The 20,253-nt window shown below is 73.5% G+C and carries 17 protein-coding genes; 7 read left to right on the top strand and 10 right to left on the bottom strand.

Annotation, left to right across the window (positions count from 1 at the left end; genetic code table 11):
* Positions 1-19: 19 nt before the first annotated feature.
* Both ACIQWR_RS12980 and ACIQWR_RS12975 read right to left on the bottom strand, forming a co-directional pair.
* A complete protein-coding gene (locus ACIQWR_RS12980; protein ID WP_404008475.1) occupies positions 20-1,312 on the bottom strand; it encodes a GAF domain-containing protein in 1,293 nt (430 codons plus the stop codon).
* A gap of 311 nt (positions 1,313-1,623) precedes the next feature.
* On the bottom strand, positions 1,624-3,258 hold the full coding sequence (locus ACIQWR_RS12975) for an acyl-CoA dehydrogenase family protein (protein ID WP_404007716.1): 1,635 nt from the start codon (positions 3,256-3,258) through the stop codon (positions 1,624-1,626).
* A gap of 17 nt (positions 3,259-3,275) precedes the next feature.
* Here ACIQWR_RS12975 and ACIQWR_RS12970 point away from each other — a divergent pair, with 17 nt between their 5' ends.
* Complete coding sequence (locus ACIQWR_RS12970) at positions 3,276-4,391, top strand: YihY/virulence factor BrkB family protein (protein WP_399267386.1); 1,116 nt, start codon at positions 3,276-3,278, stop codon at positions 4,389-4,391.
* Between the two features lie 218 nt (positions 4,392-4,609).
* Here the strand turns inward: ACIQWR_RS12970 and ACIQWR_RS12965 are convergent, their stop codons facing one another.
* Genes ACIQWR_RS12965 through ACIQWR_RS12955 form a run of 3 tightly spaced genes read right to left on the bottom strand, consistent with a single transcriptional unit; the run spans position 4,610 to position 6,129 of the window.
* Complete coding sequence (locus tag ACIQWR_RS12965) at positions 4,610-5,008, bottom strand: VOC family protein (protein WP_404007713.1); 399 nt, start codon at positions 5,006-5,008, stop codon at positions 4,610-4,612.
* Between the two features lie 39 nt (positions 5,009-5,047).
* Entirely contained in the window at positions 5,048-5,443 is a 396-nt protein-coding gene (locus ACIQWR_RS12960; RefSeq protein WP_404007711.1) for a cupin domain-containing protein, read from the bottom strand.
* Positions 5,431-6,129, bottom strand: a complete 699-nt coding sequence (locus ACIQWR_RS12955) for an ArsR family transcriptional regulator (protein ID WP_404007708.1) — start codon at positions 6,127-6,129, stop codon at positions 5,431-5,433. The genes ACIQWR_RS12960 and ACIQWR_RS12955 overlap by 13 nt, the downstream gene beginning before the upstream one ends.
* 392 nt (positions 6,130-6,521) lie before the next feature.
* Here ACIQWR_RS12955 and rsgA point away from each other — a divergent pair, with 392 nt between their 5' ends.
* Positions 6,522-7,643 carry a ribosome small subunit-dependent GTPase A gene (gene rsgA, locus ACIQWR_RS12950; protein ID WP_404007705.1) on the top strand — a complete coding sequence of 374 codons (1,122 nt, stop codon included), beginning with the start codon at positions 6,522-6,524 and terminating at the stop codon, positions 7,641-7,643.
* A gap of 286 nt (positions 7,644-7,929) precedes the next feature.
* On the opposite strand, the gene ACIQWR_RS12945 is transcribed toward rsgA, so the two are convergent.
* The 3 genes from ACIQWR_RS12945 to ACIQWR_RS12935 all read right to left on the bottom strand — a co-directional run bounded on the left by ACIQWR_RS12945 (position 7,930) and on the right by ACIQWR_RS12935 (position 9,877).
* Entirely contained in the window at positions 7,930-8,307 is a 378-nt protein-coding gene (locus ACIQWR_RS12945) for a PPOX class F420-dependent oxidoreductase (protein WP_404007702.1), read from the bottom strand.
* An 82-nt stretch (positions 8,308-8,389) separates the two neighbouring features.
* Positions 8,390-8,875 carry a DUF456 domain-containing protein gene (locus tag ACIQWR_RS12940; RefSeq protein ID WP_404007699.1) on the bottom strand — a complete coding sequence of 162 codons (486 nt, stop codon included), beginning with the start codon at positions 8,873-8,875 and terminating at the stop codon, positions 8,390-8,392.
* A gap of 24 nt (positions 8,876-8,899) precedes the next feature.
* Complete coding sequence (locus ACIQWR_RS12935) at positions 8,900-9,877, bottom strand: helix-turn-helix domain-containing protein (RefSeq protein ID WP_404008473.1); 978 nt, start codon at positions 9,875-9,877, stop codon at positions 8,900-8,902.
* A 212-nt stretch (positions 9,878-10,089) separates the two neighbouring features.
* On the opposite strand from ACIQWR_RS12935, the gene ACIQWR_RS12930 reads away from it, so the two are divergent.
* The 3 genes from ACIQWR_RS12930 (at position 10,090) to ACIQWR_RS12920 (ending at position 17,150) form a co-directional block, all read left to right on the top strand.
* Positions 10,090-13,866: a S8 family peptidase gene (locus tag ACIQWR_RS12930; RefSeq protein WP_404007696.1), complete on the top strand. Its 3,777-nt coding sequence runs from the start codon at positions 10,090-10,092 to the stop codon at positions 13,864-13,866.
* A gap of 105 nt (positions 13,867-13,971) precedes the next feature.
* A complete protein-coding gene (locus tag ACIQWR_RS12925) occupies positions 13,972-15,333 on the top strand; it encodes a protein phosphatase 2C domain-containing protein (protein WP_404007693.1) in 1,362 nt (453 codons plus the stop codon).
* A 74-nt stretch (positions 15,334-15,407) separates the two neighbouring features.
* Complete coding sequence (locus tag ACIQWR_RS12920; RefSeq protein ID WP_404007690.1) at positions 15,408-17,150, top strand: pyruvate dehydrogenase; 1,743 nt, start codon at positions 15,408-15,410, stop codon at positions 17,148-17,150.
* A 32-nt stretch (positions 17,151-17,182) separates the two neighbouring features.
* On the opposite strand, the gene ACIQWR_RS12915 is transcribed toward ACIQWR_RS12920, so the two are convergent.
* Both ACIQWR_RS12915 and ACIQWR_RS12910 read right to left on the bottom strand, forming a co-directional pair.
* On the bottom strand, positions 17,183-17,395 hold the full coding sequence (locus ACIQWR_RS12915) for a DUF397 domain-containing protein (RefSeq protein ID WP_404007688.1): 213 nt from the start codon (positions 17,393-17,395) through the stop codon (positions 17,183-17,185).
* The gene (locus tag ACIQWR_RS12910) at positions 17,392-18,249 is read right to left on the bottom strand and encodes a helix-turn-helix domain-containing protein (RefSeq protein ID WP_404007685.1); all 858 of its coding nucleotides are present in this window, start codon (positions 18,247-18,249) and stop codon (positions 17,392-17,394) included. Before ACIQWR_RS12910 ends, ACIQWR_RS12915 begins: the two co-directional genes overlap by 4 nt.
* 370 nt (positions 18,250-18,619) lie before the next feature.
* On the opposite strand from ACIQWR_RS12910, the gene ACIQWR_RS12905 reads away from it, so the two are divergent.
* Positions 18,620-18,832, top strand: coding sequence for a hypothetical protein (locus tag ACIQWR_RS12905; RefSeq protein ID WP_404007683.1), 213 nt, complete (start codon positions 18,620-18,622; stop codon positions 18,830-18,832).
* A gap of 256 nt (positions 18,833-19,088) precedes the next feature.
* Complete coding sequence (locus tag ACIQWR_RS12900; protein ID WP_404007680.1) at positions 19,089-20,246, top strand: protein-L-isoaspartate O-methyltransferase; 1,158 nt, start codon at positions 19,089-19,091, stop codon at positions 20,244-20,246.
* Positions 20,247-20,253: the final 7 nt, after the last annotated feature.

The raw sequence follows: 20,253 nt of genomic DNA, 5'->3' as shown, positions 1-20,253 counted from the left end.
CCGCAATCACATCCCGCAATCACAGCCCCCACCCGGCGGCCCCACCCCCGCGGACCGCCCCGGGCCCCGCCGCCCGCTCCGACCGCGCCCTGAGCACCGCCGGCGCGCTCGAATGCGGCAGGAGGTCCGCGGGCCGCTCCGGCCGGACCACCTCCACCTCCACGTCCTCCGCGAACCGGTACGGCCGGTGCGTCAGCACCCCGGCCAGGTGGCGCCGTACCCGCGAGAGCTCGGCCCGCACCGTCACCGTCCGCGTCGCGTCCCCGAACAGCTCCAGCGCCAGCTCCGCCGCCGTGCGCCCCCGCGGGCTCTCCGCCAGCAGGAACAGCAGCTCCGCGTGGCGCGGGCTCAGCTCCTGGGTCCAGCTGCCCGCCGCCCCGAACACGGTCGCCGACCAGGTCCGCGCCCGGCTCAGGTCCAGCACCACCCGGCCCGCCGCCGCGCCCGTACGGACCTCCTCGATCCGCAGCAGCCAGCCGCCCGGCAGCGGCTCCACCGCGCAGTGGCCCAGCTGCGGGACCCAGTGCCGGCCCGGCCCGAAGGCCTTGGGCAGCGGCACCCGGTCGACCGGGGCCAGCCCGGTCACCGCCGCCGTCCAGCCGTGCGGGTCCACGGCCAGCGCCCGCCCCGGCAGCCGCGCCAGCAGCGGGGCCGCCACCGACCGCAGCCGCTCCAGGGACTCCAGGTGGCGGATCCGCAGCTCCCGCTCGGCGAGCCGGGCCACCGAGGCCACCCAGGTCAAGGTGGCCGGATGCATCGTGGCCAGCGGCCCGCTGACGTCCACCACGCCCAGCAGCTGCCCGTCGCGCGGATCGTGCACGGGCGCCCCCGCGCAGGTCCAGTCGTGGTGGGTGGAGACGAAGTGCTCCGCCGAGAACACCTGCACCGGCCGCCGCGTGACCAGGGCGGTGCCGACCCCGTTGGTCCCGACCACCGCCTCGTCCCAGTCCGCGCCCACGCCGAAGCCGAGCCGGTCCGCCCGGCGCAGGATCGAGGAGGCGCCCTCGCGCCACAGCAGCCGCCCGTCCGCGTCGGCGATCACCATGATGTGCAGCACCTCGTCCAGGTTGGGGAGCAGCCCCTCGCGCAGCACCGGCAGCAGCGCCCGCAGCGGCGACACCTGGCGCCGTTCCTCCGTCTCGGCCGCCGACAGCATCCGGGAGCGGGTGTCCCGGTCCGGGTGCATCCCGCCGGCCATCATCCGCCGCCAGGACTCGGCGATCTCGGGGCGCGGCGCCGCCGGCGGCCGGTCCCCCGCGAGCGCGGCCGCCCGTACGCCTCTGAGCAGTCGGGCCGCGTCGCGCGCGTCCATCGCGGCGAGCCGCGCCACGTCGACCGCGGTCCCCGCGATACCCGCGCCACCTGCAGTGGTTGCCACCGGATCCTCCTGAATGAACCGGACCGTGCGTTACGGATTCCCCATCGGACTCACAGGTTGCAACGGTCTGCAACTCTCGCCAAGCCCCGGTCGTCCGATCGAAACTGTGCGTCACGCCGACAGGCGGCGTGAAGGCTCCTCCTCGGGGCTGAACCGGAGCAGGTGTGGTGCCGAGTCGGCGCGGCGCCACCCTGCTGCCGGCAGACGGGCCCGGGTCCGGGCTCGGAGCGGTTTGGGGACCTCTCCTAACCCGCGATCCGCGCCCGTTCGACCACCGCGCCCAGGTCCAGGCTGTGCGGCAGCGTCCCGAAGGCCGTCCCCCAGTCCCGGCCGAGCCGCGAGGCGCAGAAGGCGTCGGCGACCGCGGGCGGGGCCCAGCGCACCAGCAGCGAACCCTGGAGCACCAGCGCCATCCGCTCCACCACGCGCCGGGCCCGTGCCTCGATCCCCTCCAGGTCGGCCAGCTCCGTCAGCAGGTCCTTCACGGCCCCGTCCAGCCGGTGATCCGCCCCGCGCGCGAGGCCGACCTCCTGGAGGAAGGCGTTCAGGGCCTGCGGCTCGCGCTGGAGCGCCCGCAGCACGTCCAGCGCCTGTACGTTGCCCGAGCCCTCCCAGATCGAGTTCAGCGGGGATTCCCGCAGCAGCCGGGGCAGCCCGGACTCCTCGACGTACCCGTTGCCGCCCAGGCACTCCAGCGCCTCCGCGACGGCAGGGGTGCAGCGCTTGGTCACCCAGTACTTCGCCGTGGGCACGGCGATGCGCAGGAAGGCCCGCTCCTGCGCGGTGCCCGCGTCGTAGGCGGCCGCCAGCCGCAGCGTCAGCACGGTGGCCGCCTCCGACTCGACGGCCAGGTCCGCCAGCACGTTGCGCATCAGCGGCTGGTCGATCAGCTTCGCGCCGAAGGCGGAGCGGTGCTCGGTGTGGTGCACGGCCTGCGTCAACGCCTGCCGGATCAGCGAGGCCGACCCGATCACGCAGTCGAGCCGGGTCGCGGCGACCATCTCGATGATGGTGCGCACCCCGCGGCCCTCCTCGCCCACCCGCCGGGCCCAGGTCCCGTCGAACTCCACCTCGCTCGACGCGTTCGACCTGTTGCCGAGCTTGTCCTTCAGCCGCTGGATCGCGAAGACGTTGCGGGTGCCGTCCGCCAGTACCCGCGGCACCAGGAAGCAGGTCAGCCCGCCCGGGGCCTGGGCCAGGACGAGGAAGCCGTCGCACATCGGGGCCGAGCAGAACCACTTGTGCCCGGTCAGCAGGTACTCGCCCGAAGCGTCCAGCGCCACCGCCCGCGTGGTGTTCGCGCGCACGTCGCTGCCGCCCTGCTTCTCGGTCATCCCCATCCCGAAGAGGACGCCCGACTTCTGCCCGGCCGGGCGCAGTCCCTGGTCGTAGACGTGCGAGGTGAGCCGCGGCTCCCACTCGGCCGCCAGCTCCGGGTCCGTGCGCAGCGCCGGCACCGCCGCGTGGGTCATGGAGACCGGACAGCCGTGGCCCGCCTCGGCCTGGGACCAGACGAAGAAGCCGGCGGCGCGCCGCAGGTGCCCCGCCTCGCGCCCCCAGGCGTCGGTCAGCCCGCTCGTCACCGCGTGCCCGAGCAGCCGGTGCCAGGAGGGGTGGAAGTCCACCTCGTCGATCCGGTTGCCGTACCGGTCATGTGTGCGGAGCTTCGGCGGGTTCTCGTTGGCCTGGGCGCCCCATTCCTGGGCCTGTGCGGAGCCCGCGGCGCGCCCGAGTTCGGTGAGTTCCTCCCTTACGCCCGGGAGGAGTTCGGGGTCGAGGTGCCGTTCCACCCCCTCGGTGAGGGCGCGGTCGCCGCCGTAGACGTCGTGCCCGACCAGGGGCGGTGCCTGGTTGCTGACTGTGTGGGTGGTGGCTGCCATGCCGATACGGTAAGGAGGTGCAGCCAGCAAAAGAAACACCCGAGCGGCCTCCGGGTCGGCTCCACCGGGCCCGGGCCCTTTACCGCAACGTGTCCAAGCGCAAGATGTCCTGGCTGCTGCTCAAGGACACGGTCAACTCGTGCATCGAGTACCGGATCCTGGGACTCGCGGCCGAAGCGGCCTTCTTCACGCTGCTCTCGCTGCCGCCGCTGTTCCTCGGCCTGCTCGGGCTCGTCGGCTACGTGGACGGCTGGAGCGGCACCACCTCGGTGCAGAGCATCGAGGAGAACATCCTGCGGGCGGTCGGCACCGTGCTCTCCGACCGGGGCGTCAACGACATCGCGAAACCGATGCTGGACGACGTGACCCGGCAGGCCCGCCCCGACCTCATCTCGCTCGGCTTCGCCTTCGCCCTGTGGTCGGGCTCGCGCGCCGTCAACGTCTTCGTCGACACCATCACGGTCATGTACGGGCTCGACGGCCAGCGCGGCATCGTCAAGACCCGGCTGCTGGCCTTCCTGCTGTACGTCGTCGCCCTGCTCGTCGGCTCGGTCGTGCTGCCGCTCCTGGTGGTGGGTCCGGACGCGGTGGTGCGGTGGGTGCCGTGGGGCACGGAAGTGGTGGCGGTGCTGTACTGGCCGACCGTCACCCTGCTGTCCATCGTCTTCCTGACCACGCTCTACCACGTCTCGGTGCCGGTGCGCTCGCCGTGGATCGAGGACGTGCCGGGCGCGCTGATCGCGCTGGCCATGTGGGTGTTGGGCTCGTTCCTGCTGCGGATCTACCTGACGAACACGGTGGAGGGGCCGACCATCTACGGCTCCCTGGCCGCGCCCGTCGCCGTCCTGCTCTGGATCGGGATCTCGGCCTTCGCCGTGCTGGTGGGCGCCGCGGTCAACGCGGCCATCGACCGCGTCTGGCCGTCGGTGGCGACCGCGGCGGCCCGCGAGGCCAACGAGCGGGTGCGGGAGGCCGAGGCGGCCCAGCTGGTCGCCCGGGCGGCCGCCTGGCGGGCCCTGGCCGAGGGCGAGTCGGAGGACGACGAGGACGCGGGAATGCCCTCCGAGTTCCCCGAGCGCTGGTCCAAGTTCCTCCCGCCCGAGGACTACTCCTCCCGGCTGCGCAAGCACTGAACCCCGCCGACCCCGCGCACCCGTCGGGGCGGGCGGTCGGGGCGGGCGGTCGGGCCGGGGACGGGCACGAGTGTCTCCTCGGCTCGCGGCTGCGGGGTGGTCGGAGGAGGGGGGGCGGTGGGGACCGCTCGTCCTTGCGGGGACACTCCTGCCCGTCCCCGGCCCGACCGCGCACCCGTCGGGGTCGGTGCGGACCGTACGGCGCTGCGCGTACGGCGCTACGCGTTCGGGGCGAAGAGGGAGACCGCGCCGCCGTCCGGGTCCAGCACGATGGCGTAGCGCTGCCCCCAGAAGGCGTCCCAGGGCTCCCGGTGCGCCGTACCGCCGCCGGTCGTGGACAGCTCGGCGTACAGCGCGTCGACCTCGGCGGGGGAGTCGCACAGGAAGGCCAGCCCGACCCGGTCCGCGCCCGGTTCGGGGCGCTTCCACTCCGGGTCGAAGGAGCGGATGACCTCCACCGTGTCCCAGCCGATCCGCAGGCCCCCGGGGAGGGCGGCCTCGACGTGCGGTTCCCGGTCCGCCGCGGCCGGGACGTCCAGCCCGAGCCGGCGGTAGAAGGCGAGCGAGGCGGCCATGTCGGAAACGACCAGGCCGATCATGTCGAGTCGTGGCGTCATGCCGACCACCCTAGGCCGCGGTCCCGCCGGGCCGCGGGATCAGTGCCCGGCGCCGCCGCCCCGGCAGCCGCAGCCCCGGGCGGCGGCGCGCGGCAGCCCGTCGGTGAACTCGCTCTGCGAGAAGACCGCGAGCACGGTGGCGTCCTCGGCCCCCTCGTTGACCAGGGTGATCTCCTTGCCGGCGGGCAGCATGGCGAAGTCGCCCGGCGCCACGGTCCGCGCACCGCAGCCGCAGGAGGCCACGACGGCGCCGCTGACCCCGGTCAGCAGCAGCTCGGAGGCGCCGTGCGCGTGCGCCGGTACGGTCCCGCCCGCGGGCACCTGGATCCGTACGGCGGCCAGCGCGCGGAAGGGGCCGCCCGCCGGGTCGAGCCGCAGCGCGGGGCCGCTGCCGGGGGTGGTGTCGAGGGCGGTGTCGATGGTCATTCCGAACATGGGGTTCCTTCTGTCGCTCGTGTGGTCGGGGATGTGGTCGGTGGTGCCGTGGTGCGGGGACGCAGCAGCGCGGCGCACGGGCCGGGGCCGATGGAGGGCCGGAGTTCCGCCGTAGTGTCGGTGGACTCCAACAGCCCCTCCAGCACCCCCTCGTGGACCGCGCACACCACGTCGGGGTGGGTGTGCACCAACCAGCCGTACGGGCAGTGGAGCAGCAGCAGCCGGGTGTCGCCCGGCTCCCGGTGGGGCCGGAAGCCCAGGCGCGCCGTCAGTGCGAAGACCCGCTCCGCGGCGGGCGTCGGGGCCCCGCCCGCGGCGAGCCGCCGTCCCCACTCCCGTCCGGCGGACCGGGCGCCGGCGCGGTCCCCGGCGGCCGTCTTCGCGACCGCCTCGGCCAGGGCGTCCGCGAGGTCGCGGTAGACCTCGCACCGGTCCTCGCCGCCGGATTCCGTGGCGGCGTACCGCAGGCGCGGCCGGCCCCGCCGCCGTCCCGGGCCCTGGGAAGGGGCGGAGGTGACCAGCCCCGCCTTGCCGAGCACCGCCAGGTGGTGGCGCACGGTGGCGGTGGAGAGGCCGGTGGCGGCGGTGAGTTCGGGGACGCTCGCCAGCGTGCCGTCGGCCTCGCGCAGCAGCGCCAGCAATCGGCGCCGCGAGGGGGCGGCCAAGGCGTGCTCGGCTGCGGTCATGCTCCGAATTTAAACGGCGCGGATCGCTGGAAATGCTGCGAAAGGTCCCCTCGGAGGGGGTCGAAGAGCCCGAGATCGGGCGGGGAGGCGAGCTCGGAGAACGGCCCGGAGAACAGCCCCGGGAACTGCCCGGAGAACAGCCCGGAAAAACAGTTGGCGCGGTGGCGCGGGCGCGCGATACCGTGAGCTCGTTCACGCCGAGTGGACCGGAACCGCCGTGTGCGGATCCGTATTTCACAGGAGGTGAGTCCATTGATGACGGTCGTTGCGCAGGGCACTGCCCGCACCCAGCAGCTCATCAATCTCATTCCTGTGGTCTCCGGCTGACCTTCAGCTCATCTTCCGCGCGCGGCGCGCGCGTTCTGCCGGGGCCACCCTGTGAAGGGTTCCCCTTGACCTCCTCTGCCTTCCCGCAGATCGCTTCGCTCCAGCTTCCGCTCCAGCACGCCCTCAACCCGTTCGGTTGGGACGACGCCTGGGCCGCCGCGTTCGCGCCGTACGCCGAGCAGGGCCTCGTGCCCGGCCGGGTCGTCCGGGTCGACCGCGGCCAGTGCGACGTCATGACCGCGGACGGGATCGTCCGCGCCGACACCGCCTTCGTCACCCCGCACGACCCGCTGCGGGTCATCTGCACCGGTGACTGGGCCGCCGTCGAGGCGGTCGGCTCCCCCCGTTACGTCAAGGCGTACCTGCCGCGCCGGACCGCCTTCGTACGGTCCACCTCGTCCCAGCGCTCCGAGGGGCAGATCCTCGCGGCCAACGTCGACCACGCGATCATCGCGGTCTCGCTCGCGATCGAGCTCGACCTCGGCCGCATCGAACGCTTCCTCGCCCTCGCGTGGGAGTCCGGCGCGCAGCCGCTGGTCGTCCTGACCAAGGCGGACCTGGTGCCCGACCCGGTCACCCTGGGCCACCTCGTCCAGGACGTGGAGACCACGGCCCCGGGCGTCGAGGTGCTCACCGTCTCCTCCCTCACCGGGGAGGGCACGGACATCCTCACCGCGGTCGTCGGCTCCGGCACCAGCGTGCTGCTGGGCATCTCGGGCGCCGGCAAGTCCACCCTGGCCAACGCGCTGCTCGGCGACGAGGTCATGGCGGTCCAGGCCGCCCGTGAGGTCGACGGCAAGGGCCGGCACACCACCACCACCCGCAACCTGCTCGCCCTGCCGGGCGGCGGGGTCCTGATCGACACCCCGGGGCTGCGCGGCGTCGGCCTCTTCGACGCGGAGGCGGGCGTCGGCCAGGTGTTCTCCGAGATCGAGGAGTTCGCCGCCCAGTGCCGCTTCCACGACTGCGCCCACGAGGCGGAGCCGGGCTGCGCGGTGCTGCGGGCGGTGGAGGAGGGTGCGCTCCCCGAGCGGCGGCTGGAGAGCTACCGCAAGCTCCTGCGGGAGAACCAGCGGATCGTGGCCAAGACCGACGCCCGGCTCCGCTCGGAGATCGCGCGCGACTGGCGGATGAAGTCCGCGGTGGGCCGCGCCAACTACGCCGCCAAGCGCGGCGGCCGGGCCTGAGCCCGGTCCGCCCTCCGGGGGTGCCGCACACGCGTCTGCGCGTGGGGCACCCCCGGAGGGATCGGTCGGACGGGTCCTGCGGACGGAGTGCCGGTGGGAGGGGGCAGCGCGGCTGCCGGTGCCTCCGGCGGCGCCTCAAACGCCGGCGGGGCTGGATTTGGCTCCGGCGGCGCCTTGAACGCCGGCTCCCGGCTCCCGGCCGGAAGCCGATCCAGCCCGACCGGAGCCACACCCAGCCCCGCCGGCGTTTGAGGCGCCGCCGGAGGCAAATCCAGCCCCGAGCCGGCTACGGCTCCAGGCCCCAGGACAGGACGCGGGTCGGCCGGATGCGGATCACCTCCGGGCTGAAGTGGGGGCCCAGCGCGTGCGGCCCCACCTCCAGCACGGCGGTGCCCCGGATCTCGATCCCCCGCACCCGCCACGGCCGCGTGCTCACCAGGTCGTCCACCACCAGCGACAGCCGCGGGTTGCCCTGGAGGTTGCGCCACTTCTTCGTCGTGCCCATGGCCAGCCCCCCGACCAGCACCGTGCCGTCCTCCTGGGGGAAGAACCCCACCGGATTGGCCTGCGGCTGCCCGGCCGCGTCCACCGTCGCCAACCGCCCCAGGTGCTGCGACCGCAAGTAGGCGTTCTCCGCCTCGCTGAACCCCGTGAATTGCGTCATGGCACCAGGCTCACAGCCCCCGCCGCCGACCACATCGGGCTCCAGCCCTAGGGCTGGGGACCCGGTCCCCGCGCGGGGGTCCTCAGCCGCCCGTCGCCACCACGGCCAGCCACGCCCCCGTCACCAGCAGGCACGCGAACAGCTCCACCAGCACGCTCGTGCCCACCGCCCGCATCACCGACCGCAGCGAGGTCACCGCCTCGCCGTGGCTGCCCAGGCGGCGGCGCTCGCACAGGTAGATGCCGCCCATGAAGCCCGGCACCGCGCCCAGCACGGGGACCAGGACGAAGCCGAGGAGGGCGCCCGCACCGGCGTACACCGCCATCCGGCGGGTGACGCCCACGCCCCGCAGCCGTCGTGGCGGCAGCTGCCACTTCACCACCTGCACCACCAGCAGCAGCGCCGTCGCCGAGACCAGCAGCGACCACGCGGGCGCCGTCCGCTCGTGCATGGCCCACCACAGCAGGCCGGCCCAGACCAGCAGCGTCCCGGGGACACCCGGCACCAGCACCCCGAGCACCCCGAGCAGCATCACCAGGCCCACCAGGAGCAGCTGAGGCAGATCCATCTGATCAGCGTGACCGACCCGGGGCTATCGGGCCACCCAGCCCCGTTCGTACGCGTGCCAGCCGAGCTGCATCCGGGTCGTGACCCCGGCGGTCTCCATCAGCCCCTTCACCCGCCGCTGGACCGTCCGCAGCCCCAGTTCCAGGTGCTTGGCCACGCTCGCGTCGGTCATCCCCACCAGCAGCAGCGAGAGGATCTCCAGGTCCGTGGCGTCGGGGCCGCCGTCCGACTCGTCGACCGTGCCGCCCGCCCCCAGCCGCAGCGGCAGCGCCTCCCGCCACACCGCCTCGAAGAGCCCCATCAGGGATTCCAGCAGCCCCGACGCGTGCACGACCAGCGCCGCGGGCTCCGCGGTCCGGGCCGTCAGCGGCACCATCGCCAGGCTCCGGTCCGCGATCACCAGCTTCGTCGGCACCTCGTCCGTCGCCCGGACCCGCTCGCCGCGGCCCAGCGCCGTCGAGGCCTCCCGCAGCCCCCTCGGCAGGGTCAGCACCTCGCGCTCGATCACCACGCGGTAGTCCACCCCGCGCACGCTGGCGTGCTCCTCCGCCTCGTTCTCCGTGCCCGTCATCACCTGCGGCCGCCCGGTCACCAGGGCGCACACCTCCTGCGTCGCGCCCAGCTGGAGCTGGACGAAGCGGTGCGCCACCGCGCTCGCCCCGGTGACCACCTCGACCAGGTCGTGGACGGCCGGTTCCGCCGCCTCCACCCGGTACTCCTCGGCCAGCAGCGCCGCCGCCAGTTCGGCTTGTTCCAGCTCGTGCCGTTGCTGGGTCAGCAGCGCTCCCAGCGCCACCCCCGGTGGCGCGGCCACCCAGCGACCGGGCCGGGCCGAGGACTGCGCGGCCAGCCCCTGGCGCTCCAGGTGCCGCAGCGCCCGCTCGGTCTGCGGCACCGGCAGGGTCAGCCGGTGCGCGAGGTCGGGGACCTCCGCCGCTCCCAGCGCCACCAGCGCGCGGTACGCCGACTCCTGGCCCTCGTCCAGACCTATCGCACCCAGCAACCCGTCCACCCACTCTCCACCCGGTCCGCGGCCACCCGCTTATGGCGGGAAGCGGCCACGGCACAAACCCGCCGTGGACATCATCACCGCACCTCCCGCCGCTCTGCCAAGGTGACGCCACCGCAGCACCAACATCCGCTGGCCAGAAGCCATTTACGCGGCAGCTTTGCCGTGCAATGCAACCGTTGGCCGGAATTCACCTGGGGAGAGCGATGCGCCCGATATCGCGCACGGCGCTGGGAGCGGCCACCGCGGCCGTCCTGGCCGTCACTGCCGTCGGAACCTCGGCGGCGCAGCCGAGCGACGGCGGGCCGGCGAAGAGACCACTGACCGGGAGCGCGGCGGCGGCCGGACAGAGCGCCGGAGCGGCGACCGTCACGCTGGTCACCGGCGACAGGATCCTGGTGTCCACGGACGCCACCGGCCGCACCGCGGCCACCGCGCTGCCGCGCGAGGACGGCTCCCAGCCGCTCGTGCAGACGCGGCAGTCCGGCAAGGACGTCTACGTCTACCCCGAGAGCGCGGTCAAGGCGCTCGCGGCGGGCACGGTCGACGCGGAACTCTTCAACGTCACCGGCCTGATCCGGCAGGGCTACGACGACGCGCACGCCAAGAAGCTGCCGCTGATCGCGGTCTACGAAGGCCTCGACACCGCCCGCAGCGCCCCGGTCGCCCCGCGCGGCGCCGAGCGCTCCCTCGTCCTCGGCTCGATCGGCGCGGTCGCGCTCTCGGCCGACAAGGCGCAGGCGGCCACCTTCTGGTCGGACGTCACCGCCAAGGCCGCCGCCCGCTCGCGCGGCGCGGGCGGCCTGAAGAAGCTGTGGCTGGACGGCAAGGTCCGGACGAACCTGGAGCGTTCGACCAAGCAGGTCAACGCCACCGCCGCCTGGGCCGCCGGCTACGACGGCACGGGCACCAAGGTCGCCGTCCTCGACACCGGCGTGGACCTCGACCACCCCGACCTCAAGGGCCGGATCGTCGAGTCGAAGAACTTCACCGACTCCGACACCGACGCCGACCGCCAGGGCCACGGCACCCACACCACCTCCACCGTCGGCGGCTCCGGAGCCGCCAGCGGCGGCGCCAAGAAGGGCGTCGCGCCCGGCGCCGGGCTGCTCAGCGGCAAGGTCCTCAACGACTCCGGGTACGGCCAGGACTCCTGGATCATCGCGGGCATGGAATGGGCCGTCGAGAGCAAGGCCGACGTCGTCTCCATGAGCCTGGGCGACCCCTCCCAGACCGCCTGCGACGACCCGATGAGCGCCGCGGCCGAGAAGCTCGCCCAGAACAGCGGCACCCTCTTCGTCATCGCCGCGGGCAACAGCGGCCCCGGTGACAACACCGTCTCCTCGCCCGGTTGCGCGCCCAGCGTGCTGACGGTGGGCGCCGTCGACCGCGACGACAGCACCGCCTCCTTCTCCAGCCGCGGACCGGCCGGCCTCCTGCACACCCTCAAGCCGGAGATCGCCGCCCCCGGCGTCGGCATCTCCGCCGCCAACATGGGCGGCCGCGGGGTGTACGCCTACCAGTCCATGTCCGGCACCTCGATGGCCACCCCGCACGTCGCGGGCGCCGCGGCCATCGTCAAGCAGCGCCACCCCGACTGGACCTCCCAGCAGATCAAGGCCGCGCTCGTCGGCTCCGCCGAGACCGCGATCCCGGGCGACGTCCGGGAGACCGGCGGCGGCCGGCTCGACGTGAAGCGGGCCATCGACACCACCGTCACCTCCGCCCCCGCCGTCCAGGGCGGCGCGTACAACTGGCCGCAGGACCGCAGCGACCGGAGCACCGTCGAGGTCCCGTACACCAACGCGGGCAAGGCGCCGGTCACCCTCCAGCTCGCCGTCGAGCACCTCGCCGGCAACGACGGCTCGGCCGTCCGCGGCCAGGTCGCCCGCCTGGACCGGCGCACGGTGACCGTGCCCGCCGGAGCCACCGTCAAGGTGCCCCTCGCCCTCGACCCCGCGGCGCGCCTGGAGCGCGGCCAGTACGGCGACGTCACCGGCCGGGTGGTCGCCACCGGCCCCGGCGGCCTGCGGGTCTCGACCCCCTTCTCGCTGTACGTGGAGCCGGAGACCGTCACCCTGCGCGTCAAGCTCCTCGACCGCTCGGGCAAGCCCGCCGCCGGGCCGTCCTCCCTCGACGTCATCGGCACCGACGACGCCACCGGCGAGCGCCGCTTCAACGACGGCTCCGCCGACCAGATCTACCGGCTGCGCCCGGGCTCGTACTTCCTCTCCTCCTTCGTCGCCACCCCCGACGCCGGGAGCACCGGCGACAACCCGATGGTCGACTCCCTCACCTACCTCGGCCGCCCGCAGGTCGAGGTGAAGAAGGACACCACCGTCGTCCTGGACGCCCGTACCGCCGGGCGCCTGGCGATCGAGGCCGACCGGCCCACCGAGACCCGCGCCGCCACCCTCGCCTTCGCCCGCAGCTGGGACCCGAACTGGCTGCACGCCGGCACCGCCATGGGCGGCCGCACCATCCGCGGGTACTACGCCTCCGTCGAAGGCCGCGCCTCCGAGGGCGGCTTCGAGTTCGGCAGCTACTGGCGCCAGGCCGCGCCCCTGCTCGCCGAACTGAAGGTCGCCGGCGGCCCTGCCCTGCACCCCATCACCGCCTCCACCGGCAGCGACAACCTCGACGGCCGGGGCAGCGCCCCGCTGGTCGACGCCGGTAACGGCACCCCCGAGGAGTTGGCCGCGGCCGGCGCCAAGGGCGCGATCGTCCTGGTGAAGACCACGGACGGCTCGCTCTACGACCTCGCGAACAACGCGAAGGCGGCCGGCGCCAAGGCCGTCCTCGCCCACCGCGACGCCCCCGGCCGCTGGGTCGGCTTCAACGGCTACACCGGCGGCTCGCTGCCCGCGCTGTCCATCGAGAGCGCCGAGGCGAAGGACCTGCGGGCACGGCTCGCGCGGGGCAAGGTCACGCTGAACTGGACGGGCACGGCGAAGAGCCCGTACGTCTACAACCTCGCCCAGATCGAGCAGGGTTCCCTGCGGGGCGAGCGGAACTACCGGGTGCGCGACCGCGACCTCGCCACCGTCCGCTCCACCTACCGCGCGATGGGCGCCGCCTCCGCCTACATGGACCTGGCCGGTGCCTACCGGCCGGGCGGCACCGCCGTCTACTTCGGTTCCCTGGACACCGTCGCGGTCCCGGGGGAGCGCACCGAGTACTACAGCGCCGGGGACACGGCCTGGGACCACATGGTCTCCAGCAGCTTCCCCTGGGGCGAGCTGATGACCGACCGGCAGCGGACCTACACCAAGGGCGCCCAGCGCTCCGAGAGCTGGTACGACGGGGTCATCGGCCCGGTCGGCGTGCGCGACGCGAGCGGCAAGCCGGTGCTGGCCGCCGAGCGGCAGGGCAACCTGATCGGCTTCTCCTCCGCGATGTGGGGCGACAGCGGGCACTACGCGCTGCCGGGCTCCTTCGGTGACATCGGCGGCCTGACCCTCAAGCGGGACGGGGTGGAGGTCGGCTCCAGCTGGTACCCGAACGCCGGCGTCTTCGAGGTACCGGCCGAGCAGGGCGCCTACGAGCTGACCCAGACCCTGGAGAAGATCGGCGGCCCGGCCCGGGACTGGCAGCGCTCGCAGGGCGTGCGGACCAGCTGGTCCTTCCGCTCCGCGCTCGACGCGTCGGCGTACTCGACCCCGCTGCCGATCCTGTTCCCGGCGCTGACCCTCCCCGAGGACGGCCTGAAGACCGTCGCCGCACGGGGCGGACAGCGCATCGGGATCGCCGTCACCGGGCACGCGGGCTACGCGCCCGGCGCCCTCAAGGGCGTCACGTTGTCGTACTCGTACGACAACGAGCACTGGACCGCGGCCGCGGTCGCCGAGCAGGGCGGCCGCTGGAGCGCCGTCGTGGACCACACCGGAGCGAGCGGCAAGCCGGTCTCGCTGAAGATCGAGCTGACCGACGCGAAGGGCGCCACCGTCACCCAGATGGTCGGACGCGCATACGACGTCCGCTAGTCCGTTCGTCACCACGGGGCCGGGGGCCCGCCGGGCAGTAGCCCGGCGGGCCCCTTTCGGCGCGTTCCGCGTTTTCCCCCGCCCCGGGCGGCCGACACTAGGGGCATGAGTCAGCAGGGGGACGCGGACGACTGGTGGCAGAAGCTGTACGAGGACCCGGCCGGGCCGGAGCCGGGACCCGGCGGCCCCGGCTCCGGCCCGGTACCGGCCGATCCCGCCGACACGCTCGACAGCCGGTTCAGCTCGGCATCGGTGCTGGTGCGGGAGGTGGAGCCGGAACCGGAGGCGGTGGCGGCACCCCTCGCGGCGCTGCCGGCGCAGGCGACGGCGCCCGTGGAGGAGGCGGCGCCCGTGGAGGAGCGCGCGGCCCCCACCGGGTACGCGCTCGGGGACGTGGCGGTGCCGCCCGCGCCCCCTGAGCCTCCGCCCCCGTTGCCCGTGGCGCCGGCGCCGCCCGTGCTGCCGGAGCCGCGCCGGGCCGAACCGCGGCACGCGGATCCGCGCCGCCCCGCCGGACCCGCCGTGGGGACGCCGGGCGCCTTCGCACCGCCGGCCGCGGGGCCCGCGCAGCGCCCCGAGGTACGCCATCTGGGGGACCGGGCGCCGACGTACGCGGCCGAGCCGGGCCCCCTGCCCGTGGCGGACCCGGCGGCCCTGCACGCCCTCGTGCCCGACACCGTCCTGGAGGGCGCCCGGCACGGGACCTACACCCTGCGGGCCGCCTCCGTGCGCGGGGACTCCGCCCGCTTCCGCGGCGAGAGCCGCCGCGACGTCCTGCTCACGGCCCGCTTCGGCGGCGGGGACGACGCGCTGGTGCTGATCGCCCTCGCGGGCGGGGACCGCGCGGCGCCCGGCGCCCAGGACGCCGCCGCCGAGGTGTGCCACTGGGTCGCGGCGGCCGTCGGCCGCAGCCAGGGCCGCCTCGGCGACGACATCCGGGCGGGCCGGCGCGACGCGCTGCGCTCGGGCCTGCAACGGCTCACCGACCGGGGGTACGGGCGGCTGCGGGCCCGCGCCGCCGAGCTCGGGCTGCCCGACGAGGAGTACACGGCCGGGCTGCGCGCGCTGCTCCTCCCCGTGGACACCGCGTGCCGGACCAGGGTCTGCTTCGGCGCCGGGACGGGCGGGCTGTTCCGGCTGCGGGAAGGGGAGTGGCAGGACCTGGAACCGGTGGGGACCACCCTCCCGGCGGTCGCGGCGCTGCCCGCTCCGGCCGCGCCCGCGGGTCAGGGCGTCCCGGGCGGCTTCCGCTTCCGCGCCACCGTGGCCCGACCGGGCGACACCCTGCTGCTGTGTTCCGGCGGGCTCGCCGAACCGATGCGCGAGGAGGCGGCCCTGCCCGCCGAGCTGGCCGCCCGCTGGGCCGGACAGGATCCGCCGGGCCTCGCCGCCTTCCTCGCGGACACCCAGCTCCGGCTCAAGGGGTACGCGGACGACCGGACCGCCGCCGCGGTCTGGGAGGCGTAACCGGCCCGGCCGTGCGTGGATGGGAGGCGCACACCGGCATCGCCGGATCGCCGGACCGGAAGGGGCGCGCCTCCATGGCCAAGCAGAACGTGGCGGAGCAGTTCGTCGACATCCTCGTGCGCGCCGGGGTGCGCCGGATGTACGGGGTCGTCGGGGACAGCCTCAACCCCGTCGTCGACGCCATCCGCCGGACCGGTGACATCGAGTGGATCCAGGTCCGCCACGAGGAGACGGCCGCCTTCGCGGCCGGCGCCGAGGCCCAGATCACCGGGCGGCTCGCCGCCTGCGCGGGCTCCTGCGGCCCGGGCAACCTCCACCTGATCAACGGGCTCTACGACGCCCACCGCTCGATGGCTCCGGTGCTGGCCCTGGCCTCCCACATCCCCTCCAGCGAGATCGGCCTCGGCTACTTCCAGGAGACCCACCCCGACCAGCTCTTCCGCGAGTGCAGCCACTACAGCGAGCTGATCTCCAACCCGAAGCAGATGCCCCGGCTCCTGCAGAGCGCCGTCCAGCACGCCATCGGCCGCGGCGGGGTCAGCGTGGTCGCCCTGCCCGGGGACATCGCCTCGCTGCCCGCCCCGGAGAAGTCGGTCGAGCACGCGCTGGTGACCACCCGGCCGACCGTCCGGCCCGGTGACGGCGAGATCGACGCGCTGGTCCGGATGATCGACGGAGCCGACAAGGTCACCCTCTTCTGCGGCAGCGGCACGGCCGGGGCGCACGCCGAGGTGATGGAGTTCGCGGGCCGGATCAAGTCACCGGTCGGCCACGCCCTGCGCGGCAAGGAATGGATCCAGTACGACAATCCCTACGACGTCGGCATGAGCGGGCTGCTCGGCTACGGCGCGGCCTACGAGGCCACCCACGAGTGCGACCTGCTGATCCTGCTCGGCACCGACTTCCCCTACAACGCCTTCCTGCCCGACGACGTCAAGATCGTGCAGGTGGACGTGCGCCCCGAACACCTCGGCCGCCGCTCCAAGTTGGACCTCGCGGTCTGGGGCGACGTGCGCGAGACGCTGCGCTGCCTGAACTCCCGGGTCAAGGCCAAGACGGACCGCCGCTTCCTGGACCGGATGCTGAAGAAGCACGCGGACGCCCTGGAGGGCGTGGTCAAGGCGTACACGCGGAAGGTGGAGAAGCACACCCCGATCCATCCCGAGTACGTGGCCGCGGTCCTGGACGAACTCGCCGACGAGGACGCGGTGTTCACCGTGGACACCGGCATGTGCAACGTGTGGGCCGCGCGCTACCTCTCCCCGAACGGGAAGCGGCGCATCATCGGCTCCTTCAGCCACGGCTCGATGGCCAACGCCCTCCCGCAGGCCATCGGCGCGCAGTTCATCGACCGGAGCCGTCAGGTCATCTCGATGTCGGGCGACGGCGGCTTCTCGATGCTGATGGGGGACTTCCTCACCCTGGTGCAGTACGACCTCCCCGTGAAGATCGTCCTCTTCAACAACTCCTCGCTCGGCATGGTCGAGTTGGAGATGCTGGTGTCGGGCCTGCCTTCGTACGGAACGACGAACCACAACCCGGACTTCGCCGCGATCGCCCGCGCGGCGGGGGCCTACGGGGTCCGGGTGGAGAAGCCCAAGCAGCTCGCGGGGGCCCTCAAGGACGCGTTCCGGCACAAGGGACCGGCCCTGGTGGACGTGGTGACCGACCCCAACGCCCTGTCGATCCCGCCGAAGATCAGCGCCGAGATGGTGACCGGCTTCGCCCTGTCCGCCAGCAAGATCGTGCTCGACGGCGGCGTCGGCCGGATGCTCCAGATGGCCCGCTCCAACCTCCGCAACGTGCCCCGACCTTGAGCCGGGGCACGTTGCGGAGGTGCGCGAGGTGCTTAGAGCTGCCCGCCCTTGACGGCGTTGACGAAGGCCGTCCACTGGGCGCCGGTCACGACGAGCGCGGGCCCGGTGGGGTTCTTCGAGTCACGGACGGGCACGGCGCCGATGAGCTGGCCGGAGGCCACTTCGAGGCAGTTCCCGCCGTCACTGCTGTAGGTGGACTTCGTCCAGGCGAGTCCGTGGGCAGAGGAGTTACGAAGGCTGGTCATGAGTGCTCCTGCTTGATTCTCGCGGTGAGGTCGGCCGACTTGTCGAACGACAGCGCGTGAGCCCTCAAGGCATCGAACGCACTCCCGTAGACCGACACATCGGCGGCATCTTCAACGTACAGCGCGTTGGCAAGGTGCTCCACGTGCACGACGTCGAGATCGGCGGACTCGGGGAATCCGAGCAGGGTGAAGGCACCGGCGATCCCCGGATGCAACGGGGCGTCAAACGGGAGTACTTGAATCGAGACGTGTGGGAGTGCCATCAGGTCGAGCAGGCGCTGGCACTGGTCACGCATGATCACCGGGTCTGCGGCCTTCGGTCGAAGTGCGGCTTCGTGGATGATCGCCCACACTTCCAGCGGTTTCGGCCGCGACAGCACGGCCTGTCGAGCCTGACGCACCTCGACCAGGGCATTCACTTGCTCGGGAGTGCTGCCCAAGTTGATGGCCGCGATCGCCGTGCGCGCGTAAGCGGCCGTCTGGAGAAGTCCCGGAATCAGGAGCGTCTGGTAGGACCGCAGGCTCTTCGCGTCTGCCTCCAAGGCGATCAACTCTGCGTAGGCCGGCGAGAGGATGTCGCTGTACGTCTGCCACCATCCGCGGCGGGCGCCGTGGCGGGCAAGGGAAATCAGAACCTCCCGCTTGTCCGCGTCCGTGACGTCGTAGGCGTCGAGCAGCAACTCCATAACAGCAGGCTTGATGCCCAGCTGCGCCCGCTCGACGCGGGAGAGCCGCGTCTTGTCCCACCCGGATCCGGCCGCGCGTGCGGCCTCCTCCAGGGTGGCGCCCTTCGCGTCGCGCAGCGCCCGTAGTTCTGCGCCAAGTCGTCGCTGACGAACTGATGGAGCCCCCATGACCTCCCCTTCCCCGCGTGCCTCAGTGCCTGCCCTGGCGCGCATGGTTCCACACCCGCAGGCTTCTCAGCGTGCAGATGCAACTTCGTAAATTTCAATGCAGTGGTTGCAATGAGTGCAGTCAACTGCCACGCTGAGTCTGCGAGCACAGAGCGTAGCGGAACGATCACGCTGAGGGGCGACGTATGTCCTACGAGATGAATGCGCCGGTTGTGGCGAGCCTGGATCAACTCTTCGCCGCCCCTCCGCGGGCCACCCCCGGCTGTGACGTCTGCGCCGCCCTGCTGGACCAGTGGCACCGGCTGAGAGGGCCGCGTTCCCCGGAGTACGACCCGTCCGCCGCCTCGGACCGGGCCGTGGAGATCCGCAGGTGCCCGAACCACCCGGGGTCGGCATGAGCGCCGGGGGATACCGCTTCTCGGCTCAGTGGCAGCGGGAGTTGGAGGCGGCCGTGGCCGCGCAGCTCCGAGCTGACGCGACGTCGGTGCTCCTCGTGGCGGCGGAGGAGTACCGCAGGGACCTGGCGGCGGCCCGTGAGCGGCGCCCCTCGGGTCCTCCCGTGGACCCGCAGCCGGCGGCCTAGGCGGTCGGCGTGCGGAGGGGCGGCAGGGGTGACCCCGGTGAGGTCGGGAGGTGCCCCTGCCCGCTCCCGTTCGTGAAAGACGACGTGACGAGAGACCTCCGTCCGGGATCGTGGACGGCAGGAGTGACCACTCCCACCGAAGGGGAATCACCATGTTCGAAGCTGACGCGGGCAAGCACGGCGGGGAGCCGTCGGACAAGCCCTGGACGCCGCCGCCGACCCCGCCGAGCCCCGATGGCGACCGGCCCGAGCCGCAGTGAGCGCGCGTGACCGGGCCGTCTGTCGTACGGCCCTGGAGACCATGGCCCTGCTCCGTGAGCCGTGGATGGCGGCGGCGTTCGACGCCGTGGACCGCGAGGCGTTCGTACCCGGAGCCGCGTGGCTGCCGGTGGCGGACGAGGACGGGCTCTGGCGGTTCCTGGACCGGGAGGCGGATCCGGCGGCCTGGAGCCGCGCGGTGTGGGACCCGCACCGGTCGGTCGTCACGCAGCTCGACGACGGGCGCACCGCACCGGCCGCGGCGGCCGCGGGCGACTTCACGTCCTCCGTGTCCGCCCTGGACATCGTGATGCGCAAGCTGCGGTACCTCGAACTGGGTTCGACGGACCGGGTCTTGGAGATCGGCTACGCCTCCGGCTATCACACGGCCCTGCTGTGCGAGCGGGTCGGCGCCGAGCGGGTCACGGCCGTCGAGCTGGACGCGGCGCTCGCCGCGCGGGGCGCCGAGAACCTCAAGGGCGCTGGCTACACACCGCACCTGACCTGTGGCGACGGACTCGAAGGGGTCCCGGACCGAGGGCCCTTCGACCGGGTCGTCAACACGGCCTCGGTCCGGCGGGTGCCGTGGGCGTGGGTCGAGCAGACGCGGGAGGGCGGCATGATCCTCACGCCCTTCGGCACCGCCTACAGCAACGCGGGGTTGCTCCGGCTGACCTCGCACGGCCGCCGCGCGACGGGCCACTTCGTGGGCGGCTCGTCGTACATGTGGATCCGGGACCACCGACCCACGAACACCCCGCACGTGGACGGAGGATCGCGCCGCAGGGCCTCTCCCGTCTGTCCCGCCGAAGTGCTGGGGAGGGGATGGGAACAGGACTTCGCCGTGGGGCTCCAGGTCCCGGACGTCACGCACGCGCACCGTGGAGCGGGGGAGGAGCGGGAGGTCCAGTTCGTCGACCTGGCGGGCACGTCGGTGACGAGCGTCCGGTACGGGAACTGGTGGGCGCCGGACGCGGTCCGCGCCTGGGGGCCGCGCGACCTCTGGGCGGAGGTCACCTCTGCCTACACCTGGTACCAGGAACGGGACCGGCCCCCGATCACGGAATTCGGCCTGACCGTCGACGCGCGGGGGCAACGGGCCTGGCTGGGGCACTCCGGCGACCCCGTGCCCGTACCGGAGCGGCCGGACGCCTAGCGGTGCC

Origin of the sequence: Streptomyces sp. NPDC098789, from assembly GCF_044759975.1 — a bacterium.
Lineage (GTDB): Bacteria > Actinomycetota > Actinomycetes > Streptomycetales > Streptomycetaceae > Streptomyces.
The sequence above is the reverse complement of the archived record's forward strand: the minus strand, read 5'-3'. Positions and strand labels throughout refer to the sequence as shown.